We start from the raw sequence: 13903 nt of genomic DNA, 5'->3' as shown, positions 1-13903 counted from the left end.
TATTCTCAAAGTTTAATAATACCTTTGCGAGAAAGAGAGGGGGATTCAGAACTCTCCTCCTATAGGATCGTTTGAATTATACATATCCTAATCTTTAATATCTTTCAGATTTTCAACACTTTATAACTCCAACCAAATCGTTTGGAGGAGCTGAAGGAATATAGAGATAAACTATTCTCCCACATAACAACCCTGCTCTATCAAGAGATTAAAGCCGCATTAGGAAGGCCGTGCTCTTCCCAAACACACGGCCCTTAAGCAGCGTGATTCGTCGCTTTCAAATCATTGTCTCAATGCAGACAACTAACGGCATTGGCATGAATCCCGTCAAACCACATACAGACAGATGACAATCTCATCTAACAACAAAACAATAGCAAAGAATACGGTTTTTCTATATACCCGTATGCTTTTCTCTATATTAGTTAGCCTCTACACCAGTAGAGTTGTTCTGCAAACTTTAGGAATAAGCGATTATGGCATCTATGGCGTTGTGGGGGGAATAGTGAGCATGTTTTCTTTCCTGAATGCAGCCATGTCGGGCGCTACCAGCCGCTTCTTGACATTTGATATAGGAAAAGGAAGAGAGGTACAACTACAAAAGACCTTTTCGTCAGCTTTTATTGTACATCTCTGTATTGCCGCAATAATCTTTATTCTATCAGAAACTGTCGGATTATGGATACTCTCCTACAAACTTGTGATTCCTGAACACCGCATGGTAGCGGCTCACATCGTGTATCAGTGTAGCATTATAGGCATGTTCCTTTCTATCACACAAGTACCCTACAACGCCTCTATCATTGCGCATGAAAAGATGGACGTGTATGCTTATGTGGAATTATTCAATGTTTTCCTAAAGTTGGGCATCGTATACATATTGTTAATAGGAAAGTCTGACAAACTCATACTATATGCTCTACTTGTTCTTTCCACCAACATCATCATAGCACTCACCTATCGGATATATTGCAAAAAGCATTATAAAGAATGCCACATACAATGGCATGTAGACCTAAAGACCATACGCCCAATGCTGGTCTTTTCAAGCTGGAATATTCTATCGGAGTGCGGTTATTCTTTCCGAGTCTATGGAAGCAATATCGTGCTAAACTTCTTTTTTGGCACAATAGTGAACGCGGCAACAGGTATTGCCACTACAGTTCAAGGGATTTTATTGGGATTGGTGGCTAACGTTGTTACAGCTGTTCGGCCACAAATCATCATGAATTATAGTTCTCAGAATTTAAGCAGGATGAACACTCTTATGACCTCTTCCATCCGTTTAAATCTGCTACTTGTCTCGCTTGTTACAATTCCTATCATCCTAGATTGTCCTTTTATCTTCCATTTGTGGTTAGGTAATATTCCACCATACAGCATAGATTTTTGCCGTTTATTACTGTTTACTATTTACATCACCAGTATTTCACAGATTGTTACCATAGGCATACAAGCAACGGGCAATATCAAATCTTCGAGCATCGTTCGTAATATCATATATATCACAACGCCGCTCCTTATCTACATCTTTCTAAAATTCCACCCCACTACTCCCATCATTGGCTACATATTCATCATCGTTAGTCAGATGATTGTATGCCTCACAGACATTTGGATATTACACAAATTGATCCCCGAAATCAACTACACTTCTATTTTTGCCGACTACTTCAAAGCTATTCTTGCCATGATCTTAGTTGTGGGATTGTTCTACCTTTTGAGTGAAAACAGTTCTTCTATAGCAGCATTCTTTTTCCGCTTCATCGCAGAAGTTTTTGTAATTATTCTCTTGTTTTGGACAACAATGTTTAAAGCGACAGAAAAGCAACTAATAAAAGAAACTCTCAAAAAAACACTTAGAAAAGCGTGAAGAATATCTCCAAATTTTCCTATTGCTATGGGTGTGGGACGTGTGTGGCTGCATGTCCTAAAAAGACAATATCCATGAGCCAAGACGATAACGGATTCTACAAACCAATTGTTGACGAAAGGAACTGTATCGAATGCGGAATTTGTCTACAAGTATGCGCTTTTAATGCTTCCACACCGAGTCAGGAAAAAGGTTTCAAGCATCAAAGCTTTGCCGCATGGAGTAAAAATAAAACAACTCGTCGTATCTGCACCAGTGGCGGTGTGAGCTTTGAGATAGGCAGCTACTTGATAAACAAGGGTTATAAAGCTATTGTGTGTAAATACAATCCCGACACACAATGCGCAGAACACTATGTAGCTGAAACGAAGGAGGAACTTGAAGCTTCTATTGGGTCAAAATACATACAAAGCCATGCAGCAGATGCATTGTCAGAGATAAAAAAAGGAGAAAAATATTTCATCACCGGATGCCCCTGTCAGATAGACTCTATCCGCCGCTGGCTTAAAAGGCGAAAGATGGAAGATGATGTTATCTTTCTCGACTTCTTTTGTCACGGAGTTCCATCTATGCTCCTTTGGAAGCAATACTTAAAAGAAACAGAGGAGAAAATAGGGAAAATCGAAAATATTGTTTGGCGTGATAAGGAAACGGGCTGGCACGATTCATGGGTCATGAAAGTAAAAGAACGGTATTCGTCGTGGTTTTCGAAAGGGGACCTATTCTATAGGATGTTTCTTGGAGATCGGTGTTTGGGAGAACAATGCTACAAAGATTGTAAATATAAATACGACAACTCTGCTGCAGACATCAGAATTGGAGATCTTTGGGGACGAAAATATGCACATGACGAAGAGGGCGTGAATGGAGTGTTATGCCTTACCCAAAAAGGATTAGATCTCTTGCAAGAAATGAAAGATGTTCTCCACATAGAGCCCTCAACCTTAGAGATTATAGGTGAGGCACAAATGAAGAAATGTGCTCACCGACCGCTTTCCTATCCTTCTGTCATGAAAGGACTAAAGGAAGGAAAGAAACTATCTGAGATTCAGCAGAAAGCAGTTCGCATAGAACTATTAGAAAATATCCCCAAAGCCCTCAAATATTATATTGTTCGATTCCCTTCAAAATTCTTGGAGATTATCGGACTCAAGGAGCGACCACAAGTATGAAGATAAGAACAATTACTTGCCATGACGTTTACAATCTAGGAGCATCACTACAGGCCTATGCCTTACAAACATATTTAGAGAGTATTGGCAATGAGGTTCAAATTATAGATTATAAACCTTCCTACCTCAGTGGACATTATCAACTATGGGGGAATATCAATCCTATCTTTGATAAACCTCTTCTTAAGCAGCTCTATCTCATAGCAAAACTACCAGAGAGACTTCTTTCGCTAAAAAGGAAAACGATATTTGATGACTTCACTAAAAACTATCTAAAGCTCACTCGACGCTATCACAATAATGATGAACTCAAACAAGATCCGCCACAAGCAGATATATATATAGCTGGTAGTGACCAAATCTGGAACACTCTCTATCCAAATGGGAAAGATCCTGCATTTTATTTAGATTTTGCGCCTAAAGGGAAGCGACGAATTAGCTATGCTGCCAGTTTCGCAACTAAAGAGATACAAAAAGATTGTCATGATTTTGTATCACAAATGTTGCAGGGACTGGACGCTATTTCCGTGAGAGAAAGGACCTCCCTCTCACTCTTGGAAAGATTAGGGATAAAAGACGGCGTTGCCGTTTGTGACCCTGTTTTTTTATTGACCAAAGAGCAATGGGAGAAGTCTATCCCTACCACAAATAACAAGGACAAATATCTCGTTGTATACGATTTTGAACACTCTCCTGAAATTCGCGACATTGCAACGACTCTTGCACTTAGAAATAAATGGAAGATATACAATATAGGGCCTTTCAAAGAGAGCTATGCTCACAAAAATCTTGTTAATATAGGGCCATTAGAATTTGTATCCTTCATTGCACATTCACATTTCGTTATAACAAACTCCTTTCATGCCACAGCCTTTTCTTTAATATTCAATCGAGAGATGTGTGTGGTGAATAGAAAAGAAGGCATAAACGAAAGAATGGCAAGTTTGCTTAACGACTTTAGACTAAAGGAAAGACTTGTAGCAGATTTCACAGATACTCTTATGCAACCCATTGATTGGGCGCCTGTTAATCAGCAGATAAAAATCCTGGCTAAAGCCTCTAAAGATTTTTTATGCAAACAAATGGAAAAATGTGAGGCCTAGGTCGAGATACATCTAAAAGCTATAGCGCAAAACAAACGCCTAAGAATTATTACACAACATTACACTCAAAGTGTTACAAACATATCTATGAAATCTCGCATATTCATTGCTATGCACTATTTAGAAATAGGAGGAGCAGAAAGCGCACTTGTCGGGCTATTGCAAACCTTAGACTATTCAAGAGTTGATGTTGATCTTTTTCTTTATGCGCACCGCGGTGAAATGCTTGAATGGATACCTAAAGAGGTCCATCTACTTCCTGAAATCTCCGCTTACTCACACATAGAGGCTCCAATCATAACCGCGCTTAAGGCTGGAGAGTTTGGAGTGGTTTGGGGTAGATTGAAAGCAAAATGGCAATATCAGAAATACGCTAATCGTAAACACCCTAAAGATAATTCTGCTATTTTCCAATACGTAGACCTCAACGTTTTGCCTTTTTTGCCTTCACTCCATAATTTGGGCTATTATGACTTGGCCATCAGTTTCGTAACACCACATGGCATTGTTCTCGAAAAAGTGAAAGCCCACAAGAAAATAGCATGGATTCATACAGATTATTCAACAATCGACATTGACGTAGAAAAAGAACTACCAACATGGAATGGATACGACCACATTGCATCTATTTCTGAAAAAGTATCTGCTAATTTTTTATCTGCATTCCCTTCTTTAGCAAAAAAAATAGTTCTTATAGAGAATATCATTTCTCCAGCTTTTATCAAACGGCGAGCTAATGCCTTTGACGCTCAAAAAGAATTTTCTCTACACTTTTCACCGTCTTCTACAAAACCGCGTCCGTTTATACTACTGTCTATCGGACGTTTTTGTGAAGCAAAAAATTACGATAATATCCCTGATATCGCTTGCCGTTTGTTGAAAAGAGGCCTTGACTTTAGATGGTTCTTGATTGGGTACGGAGATATGGAATCCTTAATCCGTCAACGTATTCAAGAAGCGGGGGTAGAACACCAAGTCATCATTTTAGGGAAACGTACCAACCCCTATCCATACATTAAAGGATGTGATATCTACATACAACCCTCCAGATATGAAGGGAAGAGCATAACCGTACGCGAAGCACAAATTCTTTGTAAACCGACAATCATTACCAATTATCTTACGGCAGAAAGCCAAATTAAAGATGGGGAGGACGGAATAATTGTTCCGATGGATAATGAAGGATGCGCCAAGGGAATTGCTGATGTTATAGAAAATAAGAATTTGCAAGCGCAATTGATTGACTTCCTCCAATCGCATGATTATGGAAATGAAAACGAAACAGCAAAAATATATAGATTATTAAATGATAAAGGAACGAATTATTTATCTTGACTATCTGAGATGCATTGCCTGCTTAATGGTTATTCTCATGCATTCTCCTATGCCAAATTTAGGAACGAATAGCTTAATCCTCTCCGCTATATCTTATCTATCAGCTCCTTGCATCGGATTGTTCTTTATGGTCTCAGGAGCACTACTACTCCCTATCGCTGGAACTTCTCATACCTTTCTGACTAAAAGATGTAGTAAGATTGTTTACCCAACTTTGTTCTGGTCCGTTGCTTACATTGCCATCCGAGTTACAACAGGAGAATTAAAATCTAGTGAACTCCTAGAAACCATTGTTTCCATACCTTTTGGGCCTTCAGCCCTTGGCGTTCTATGGTTTATGTACGTTCTTTTCGGTCTTTACTTAGTTATCCCTATTCTTTCTCCTTGGATTCAAAAGGCTACAAAGAGAGAAATTGAATTTTACTTATTGGCATGGGGAGGGACATTATGCTTACCACTCATCAAACTTTTTGCTCAAGTGCCTGATGATGTTTATAATCCATTCTACTATATTACAGGGTTCTTAGGCTATATCGTATTAGGCTATTATCTTCAAACTTATAAATCTCCAATAAAAATACGCTTTTTATTACTCGCAACAATAGGATCAATAGCTGCTTATATATGTAGTAAAGTTTCTCATGCTGCTGTGGACTATTACAGCGTGTTTTGGTATCTCTCCATCTTTGTAGCAATAATGGCTATGACATGGTTTGCCATTATACAAAAGAACGTATCCTTGATCCATTCGCCTAGAATAAAAAATATATTATCCGCTTTTCTAATTATAGTTTTGGAATCTATTTAATTCACATATTGGTTATGCGGTATATACTATGGAAAGTACCTCTGATTAGTCAATTAGGAGGAGTTATCCAAATTATATTAACTTTTATTCTTACGATTGTTATTTCATATCTTCTTATATCTTGTGTTTCAAAATTCAAATTTGCACAATACATCATCGGTTATTCAGAGCGTAAAAAATGATTCCTAAAATTATTCATTACTGTTGGTTTGGGCGCAACCCTCTCCCAAAATCTGCTATAAAATGCATTGAAAGTTGGAAACAATTCTTCCCAGATTATCAAATAAAAGAATGGAACGAAGATAATTTCAATGTGAATATAACCCCCTATACTCGCGAAGCGTATGAGAAAAAAAAATATGCTTTTGTGAGCGATTATGCTAGATACTGGATTCTATATAACTATGGTGGCCTATATTTTGACACCGATGTGGAGATTCTAAAAAGTTTTGATTCTATCATAGAAAAAGGCCCTTTTATGGGGGCAGAAAAGAGCGCATTTATCCAACTGGAGAACAACGTAAACCTTCCCGGAATAGCTCCAGGATTAGGTCTGGGAGCTCATCCAAAAATGGACATTTATAAAAAGTTTTTGGATTATTATAATAATCTGCATTTCATCCAGAATGATGGACAACAAGCAGAAGGTACTATTGTCACCCATACTACGAAGATTCTTCACGAATATGGATTAAAAGAGTCTTCTATTACAGAGCCTATCCAAATTGCAGGATTATGGATCTATCCTGATGATTATTTCTGCCCCATGGATTCTACTACAGGAATCGTGAAATGTACAGAGAATACAGTTTCTATTCATTTATATGATGCTTCGTGGCTAAATCATCATACGGTAAGATATCAATTACATCTATTAAAAAATAGGATTAACAAGATATTAGGTTTTTCACTATTTCACCTCTTTAAAACCACCAAGAAAGAATGATTGACATTCAGTATGCCTCCCTATATTATCCAGTTTTCTATTGGTCAATACTTTTGTTTAGCATTATCCAATTCTATCTTATCAAAGATAAGAGCTACAAACAAATCACACAACAGAAAATATCGGGAACTGGCGCCTATTTCTTTTCCATCTTATTCATTTTTTTTGTAGGATTTAGACCTAATAGCATCTTGTTTGGTGACACTGTAGTTTATGCTCGCGACTACGCATTGATGAGTAGAACAACTACATTTCAAATTGGAGAAGGGAAAGACTGGTTATTTAGTGTCTTAATGTACAACTGTTCTAAGTTCCTTAATTCCTCCGAGTTTTTCTTTATTATTGAAATCCTATATGTTGTTCCAATTATTATTGCATGTAAACGCTTACTTCCTAAGAATTGGCCAATACTTCTACTAATTTGTTTCTGCTCCTTCTCTTTTTTCTCATACGGCGTCAATGGTATTCGAAATGGAATGGCATGTAGTCTTGTCATATTAGCTATAACGCTTATAAAAGGAAATATAAGAGATAAAATCATCTGCGCATTCTTATGCTTTATAGCTATCAACATTCACAGATCTACAACTCTGCCAATAATAGCTATGCTCATCGCATATCTCAAACCAAATATAAAATATTGGATCATATTATGGATTATTGCCATCCCTATTAGCTTCATTGGAGGAAATACAATCATGAATGCCATTAGCAGCATTGGATATGATGATCGTATGTTCGAGTATGCTAATATCAAATCTAAAGACATTTTAAGTTCTTTCTCTGGAGTTGGCTTTAGATGGGATTTTATAATTTACAGCTTTATGCCTATTCTACTTGGATACTACATTGCATTCAAACGGAGATTTACAGATCCTATGTATAACATAATTTTATGCACATACATAATCTCCAATGCCTTTTGGATCATGATTATTAGAATTCCTTTTTCCAATCGTTTTGCCTATTTATCATGGTTCTTATATCCGATTGTTATCGGTTATCCTATATTAAAACTCAAAGTATGGAAATTCGAACATGGATACAAGACTAGTTTGGTTTTATTAGCACATACTGGTTTTACGTTCTTCATGTGGTTTATTGGGAAATAGCAAATATATTATAGAAAGCAATCTACAAAAATTGCCATAGCCTGTCTAAAGAACAATAATGTTAAGAACTATTTTAGACTTATAGTTATACGTTACTATTTAATTTTATCTCCATATAACTAATGAATACGCTAACTGTTTTTACTTGTACATATAATCGCTCTCATACTCTAGAACGACTATATCAGAGCTTAACGAGGCAAACATCTAAAGATTTTAATTGGCTTATCATCGATGATGGATCCACAGATAAGACAAAAGAGCTTGTTTTAGAATTCCAGCAACAAAAAAACGACTTTGAAATCAGGTATTGCTATAAAGATAATGGTGGATTATACACTGGTTATAATAAGGCCATCGAACTAATGAATACAGAATTATGCGTCTGTATAGATTCTGATGACTATATGCCAGACAATGCTGTGGAAATTATCCTCTCTTTTTGGAAGACACATGGAAATAAAGAATATGCGGGAATTGTTGGTTTAGATTTTTATATGAATGGTGGTCCTATAGGCGGTTTTTTTCCTGAAGGACTAAAGAGTTCATTCATTACCAATCTTACGAAATACCACAAGGGAGATGTAAAAATGGTACATCGTGTTGAATTACTAAAAAAAGTAGCTCCCATGCCAGGTGCCCCCAACGAAAAGTTTGCCAATCCTATATATCTGTTTTTAAAGGTAGATAAGTATCTTCCCATGCTTATTATAAATAAGAATCTATGTTTTGTTGACTATCAAGATGCTAATAATAGCATGTCAAAAAATATTTTTTATCAATACAAACAAAGTCCCAATAGTTTTGCTCAACTAAGATTACTTGCGTTACAGGATAAAAGAACATCTTATTTGAATAAGATAAAGAATACAATACATTATATCTCAAGTTGTATTTTTGCTAGAAAATACCGACAGATTCTTTTATCACCTATGAGATGTGAGACTATCCTGCTTCTTCCTCTGGGCCTAGCACTCAATATCTTTATCCGCTATAAAGTCTATAGTAGCAAGAATCATTATAGATAAAAATTAGTACGTCTTCTGCATAGATCCTCTTTTGTTTAGTATTATAATTCCTATATACTTTTGAAAGATACATTGACAATTGCATACAATCAATTATAAGCCAAACATTTCATAATTACGAGCTTCTATTAATTGATGACGGGTCTACAGATAACTCATATCAATGTTGTTGCAGATATTCTAGAGAGAACAAACAGATTAAAGTTTTTCATACAGAAAATAGAAGAGCATCAGCTGCTCGAAACTTTGAAATAGATCACGCCTCAGGACAATATATTCTTTTTATTGATAGTGATGATTTCTTGAAAAATATTCACGCCCTTTAATTTATAGAGCAAGTAGGTGTATGAATAAGAGGATAGGAAAAGTGGGGCATTAACACAAATCGTCAATAAGAAATTTAATTATATGAAAACAATAATGCTCGTTTTCGGGACTCGTCCCGAAGCCATCAAGATGGCACCACTCGTAAAGGAGTTTCAAAAACACCCGGACACGTTCAACACTATCGTTTGCGTAACAGGTCAGCATAGAGAAATGCTAGATCAAGTGCTTTCCATCTTCGACATCAAGCCTAACTACGATCTCAACATTATGAAACAGGGACAGGATCTCTATGATATCACAGCACGTGTGCTCGTCGGGATGAGAGATATTCTCAGAGAGGTTCAGCCAAATGTGGTACTCGTACATGGAGATACCACAACCAGCACCGCGGCAGCTCTGGCAGCGTTCTATCAGCAAATCCCAGTGGGGCATGTTGAAGCAGGACTCCGAACACATAACATATACAATCCGTGGCCAGAAGAGATGAACAGACAAATTACAGGAAGAATCGCCACCTATAATTTTGCTCCAACTCCGCTCAGCAGAGAGAATCTCCTCAAAGAAAATGTTGCTGAAGAAAATATAACTGTTACAGGTAACACTGTCATAGATGCTCTCTACTGGGTCGTTGATAAAATCAAAAACGACAAAAAACTGGATGCGCAACTTGAGCAAATTCTTAACAAGGCAGGATACGATATTAAACGCCTCAACAAGGGGAAACGCCTCGTTCTAATCACAGGACATCGCCGAGAAAACTTCGGGAATGGATTCATCAATATGTGCCGAGCTATACAAACCCTCAATAAAAAATATCCAGACGTTGACTTTGTATACCCCATGCATCTCAATCCGAACGTGCGTAAACCCATCCACGAAGTTTTCGGAGAAGACCTTAACGACCTGGGAAATATGTTCTTCATCGAACCGCTTGAATACCTCAGTTTTGTTTACTTGATGGAAAAATCAAACATTGTTCTTACAGATAGTGGAGGCATACAAGAAGAAGCTCCAGGATTAGGTAAGCCTGTACTCGTGATGCGCGACACCACCGAGCGCCCAGAAGCTCTCAGTGCTGGAACGGTAAAACTAGTTGGGACAGATTATGATAAAATTGTCGGAGAAGTGAGTCGGCTCATCGAAGACCCTGTAGCCTACAATCTGATGAGTCTTGCGGTCAATCCCTATGGCGACGGCAAGGCTTGCAGACGAATAGTGGAAAAGCTAAAATAAAGAACCGCATGATTCCTAAGATTATACATTACATTTGGTTTGGAGGCAAGCCGCTACCCGAAAAGGTGGAATACTGCATAGAGAGTTGGAAGAAATGGTTACCCGAATACAAGTTCGTGCTGTGGAACGAAGAGTCCTTCGATGTCAACGCTTACGAATTTACAAGAGACGCCTATGCACATAGAAAATTTGCCTTTGTCTCGGATTTTGTCAGGATTTTTGCGTTAGCCACACAAGGCGGAGTATATCTTGATACGGACATAGAAATCATCAAACCGCTGGACGTATTTCTGAAAGAACGGATGGTGCTTGGCACGGATGACTCCGGCTCGCTCACGGCGTTCATGGCTGCAGAAGCGCAGCACCCATTCTTCACTCGTGCGCTTGACATATACAAAAGTCGTCTTTTTGTCCTCCCCGATGGGTCGCTCAATACGGAAGTCAACAACCTCCTGCTTCAGAATCTGCTGGAGAACTATGGCTATGTAAAGGCCAACAAAGAACAACATCTTTCAGAAGGAATCAAGGTGTATCCCGATGACTATTTTCACGTAGTGAGTCTTACCAGCGGCAAGCCTCATCGAACAAAGAACTCTTACGCTATCCATTGGCACACACTGCTGTGGATTCCCTGGACTACACGAGTAATCCGTTTTATCAGAATGCATATTATTGTCCCTGTCTTCGGCGAAAAAACTTATACAAAATGGGTAGCACGGCTCAAGAAATGAATACTCCTAAAAGGATTCTCCAAGTCTTTACCATCCTCAACCATGGAGGGGCGGAGGCTTTTATCATGAACCATTATCGCAAATTGGACCGAACAAAAGTTCAGTTCGACTTTCTGGTTCATCGAGAAGATAGAGGAGAATATGAAGATGATATAGAACGTATGGGAGGAAGGATATTCCGCACATGCTCTATTCGTCCGGGCCATTATCTAAAATATTTTCGTTGGCTGAATCACTTTTTCAGAGAACACCGCGGAGAATATGCCGCTGTACACACGCACATTCAGGAAAACGGAGGGTTTGTTCTGAAATATGCAGCAAAATACGGAGTACCGGTAAGGATTGCCCACAGTCATTGTGCTGCTGTCCCGCTCGATATCAGATATCCATTTCGGAAATTCGCGTTGCAGTTTCTCAAACGAAACTACACTACACTCCTGGCCTGCGGACAGGAAGCCGGAACTTCCTGCTTCGGCAAGATGCCGTTTCACCTGTTCTACAATGCCATTGATGCACAGCAGTTTCGCTCTAACGAGCACGTCCGCAACAAAGTCCGTCAAGAGTTCAACATCCCCGCAGATGCCCCCGTCATAGGGATGGTTGCACGCCTCAACTTCGCAAAGAACCACGCCTTTGCCATCAGGGTATTTAACGAATTCCTGAAAGTGCAGTCCAATGCAGTCCTCATGTTAGTGGGGGAAGGTGATGAACGGGAGAAGATAGAAAGCCAGATACGCGACTTGGGCATCGATCAGCATGTCCTACTTACAGGACTTCGGAACGATATAGACCAGCTCCAGCAAGCTTTCGACCTGTTTGTCTTAACTTCGTGGTACGAGGGACTCCCCGTGTCAGTGATCGAAGCCCAGGCAGCAGGCACAAAATGTGTTCTGGCAGACACTATAGACAAAACGGTCGATGTGACAGGCGACATACGGTTTCTTTCACTGAACGATTCCCTCAGTATGTGGGTTGGCACACTTTGTAATTCTCTCCCCTACAAAAAGCCGGACAACTTTTCGAAAATCGCACAAGCCGGATACGATGTCAATACCAACATCGGAAAACTACTTACGTTCTATCATGTCAAAGCCTAAACTCCTGCGCGTCACCACACACGACATCAGTCTCAACGGCTTGCTGAAAGGGCAACTCCGTTTTCTCAGTCAATACTTTGAGGTTGTTGGGGTGGCAGCAGATACGGGCGAACTGCAAAAGGTGGCAGAGAGAGAAGGGGTCCGCGTGATTGATGTGCCAATGCATAGAGAGATTTCGCTTTGGGCGGATCTTTCGTGCTTATGGACTTTGTGGCGTTTGTTCCGCAGGGAGCAACCAGATATTGTTCACGCCAATACGCCCAAAGGTTCATTGCTCTCAATGATTGCTGCCTGGATGGCGAGAATTCCCGTCCGCATCTACACTGTCACAGGCCTGCGCTACCAAGGCGTGACAGGGAAATTCAGATGGCTACTCCAGTCTATGGAAAAACTGACGTGCCGTTTTGCTACGGACGTAATCCCCGAAGGAAAAGGCGTCTTAAACGCGCTGAGAGAAGATGGTATCACAAAAAAACCGCTGGAAGTTGTTTTGAATGGCAATATAAATGGCGTGGATGTCTCTTATTTTTCCGTTCAAGAATGCCCTATTAACAGAGAGCAGGCAAGAAGAGAACTGAACATTTCTCCCGATGATTTCACGTTTATCTTTGTAGGCCGAATTGTGGCAGATAAGGGTATGAACGAATTAGCCTCTTGCATGCGACGACTCAAAGGACGATGTAAGCTAATTCTTGTAGGTAGTTTTGAAAGCACGCTCGACCCACTGAAAGAGGATAATGAAGATTTCTTCAAAACCACTCCCGATGTTCGCTATGTGGGCTGGCAAACAGACATTCGTCCATACCTGATTGCCGCTGATGCCTTAGTCTTCCCTTCCTATCGCGAAGGCTTTCCCAATGTTGTACTACAAGCTGGCGCAATGGAATTACCCGCTATCGTTACAGATATAAATGGGGCGAACGAGATTATCGTGAACGAGCAAAACGGCATTATCATCCCGCCAAAAAACGAGGAAGCTCTCTTCAAAGCAATGGTTTCTTTCATTGAAGAACCCCAACGCATTTCATCAATGGCTGCTAAAGCCAGAGAAATGGTATGCACGCGCTTTTCTCAACAAGATGTTTGGAATGCGCTGCTTGAAAGATATAGGAAAATGCTCCTCAATAACAAATAAAAC

General features: G+C 39.4%; 13 protein-coding genes. All 13 read left to right on the top strand.

The genetic code is table 11. The annotated features are described in order from the left end of the window. The first annotated feature begins 346 nt into the window (after positions 1–346). The 13 genes from ACO4R2_RS03450 to ACO4R2_RS03390 all read left to right on the top strand — a co-directional run bounded on the left by ACO4R2_RS03450 (position 347) and on the right by ACO4R2_RS03390 (position 13900). Entirely contained in the window at positions 347–1873 is a 1527-nt protein-coding gene (locus ACO4R2_RS03450; RefSeq protein WP_484769181.1) for an MATE family efflux transporter, read from the top strand. Next, entirely contained in the window at positions 1870–3045 is a 1176-nt protein-coding gene (locus ACO4R2_RS03445; RefSeq protein ID WP_484769180.1) for a Coenzyme F420 hydrogenase/dehydrogenase, beta subunit C-terminal domain, read from the top strand. Before ACO4R2_RS03450 ends, ACO4R2_RS03445 begins: the two co-directional genes overlap by 4 nt. Then, positions 3042–4148: a polysaccharide pyruvyl transferase family protein gene (locus ACO4R2_RS03440; protein WP_484769179.1), complete on the top strand. Its 1107-nt coding sequence runs from the start codon at positions 3042–3044 to the stop codon at positions 4146–4148. The genes ACO4R2_RS03445 and ACO4R2_RS03440 overlap by 4 nt, the downstream gene beginning before the upstream one ends. 87 nt (positions 4149–4235) lie before the next feature. After that, a complete protein-coding gene (locus ACO4R2_RS03435; RefSeq protein WP_484769178.1) occupies positions 4236–5483 on the top strand; it encodes a glycosyltransferase in 1248 nt (415 codons plus the stop codon). Continuing rightward, positions 5455–6291, top strand: a complete 837-nt coding sequence (locus tag ACO4R2_RS03430; RefSeq protein WP_484769177.1) for an acyltransferase — start codon at positions 5455–5457, stop codon at positions 6289–6291. Before ACO4R2_RS03435 ends, ACO4R2_RS03430 begins: the two co-directional genes overlap by 29 nt. A gap of 178 nt (positions 6292–6469) precedes the next feature. Then, a complete protein-coding gene (locus tag ACO4R2_RS03425; RefSeq protein ID WP_484769176.1) occupies positions 6470–7237 on the top strand; it encodes a glycosyltransferase family 32 protein in 768 nt (255 codons plus the stop codon). Next, entirely contained in the window at positions 7234–8349 is a 1116-nt protein-coding gene (locus ACO4R2_RS03420; RefSeq protein ID WP_484769175.1) for an EpsG family protein, read from the top strand. The genes ACO4R2_RS03425 and ACO4R2_RS03420 overlap by 4 nt, the downstream gene beginning before the upstream one ends. Before the next feature lie 122 nt (positions 8350–8471). Continuing rightward, positions 8472–9377, top strand: coding sequence for a glycosyltransferase family 2 protein (locus ACO4R2_RS03415; RefSeq protein ID WP_484769174.1), 906 nt, complete (start codon positions 8472–8474; stop codon positions 9375–9377). Between the two features lie 71 nt (positions 9378–9448). Further along, positions 9449–9703, top strand: a complete 255-nt coding sequence (locus ACO4R2_RS03410) for a glycosyltransferase family 2 protein (protein ID WP_484769225.1) — start codon at positions 9449–9451, stop codon at positions 9701–9703. Between the two features lie 82 nt (positions 9704–9785). Beyond that, positions 9786–10937 (top strand): non-hydrolyzing UDP-N-acetylglucosamine 2-epimerase, encoded by a 1152-nt coding sequence (gene wecB, locus ACO4R2_RS03405; protein WP_484769173.1) that lies wholly within the window; start codon positions 9786–9788, stop codon positions 10935–10937. 8 nt (positions 10938–10945) lie between these two features. Next, the gene (locus ACO4R2_RS03400) at positions 10946–11668 is read left to right on the top strand and encodes a glycosyltransferase family 32 protein (protein WP_484769172.1); all 723 of its coding nucleotides are present in this window, start codon (positions 10946–10948) and stop codon (positions 11666–11668) included. Beyond that, positions 11644–12765, top strand: a complete 1122-nt coding sequence (locus ACO4R2_RS03395) for a glycosyltransferase family 1 protein (protein ID WP_484769171.1) — start codon at positions 11644–11646, stop codon at positions 12763–12765. The genes ACO4R2_RS03400 and ACO4R2_RS03395 overlap by 25 nt, the downstream gene beginning before the upstream one ends. Then, positions 12752–13900: a glycosyltransferase family 4 protein gene (locus ACO4R2_RS03390; RefSeq protein WP_484769170.1), complete on the top strand. Its 1149-nt coding sequence runs from the start codon at positions 12752–12754 to the stop codon at positions 13898–13900. Before ACO4R2_RS03395 ends, ACO4R2_RS03390 begins: the two co-directional genes overlap by 14 nt. The last annotated feature ends 3 nt before the right edge of the window (positions 13901–13903 follow it).

It is taken from the genome of Alloprevotella sp. (assembly GCF_057240785.1).
This window is presented reverse-complemented; position numbering and strand designations above follow the sequence as displayed.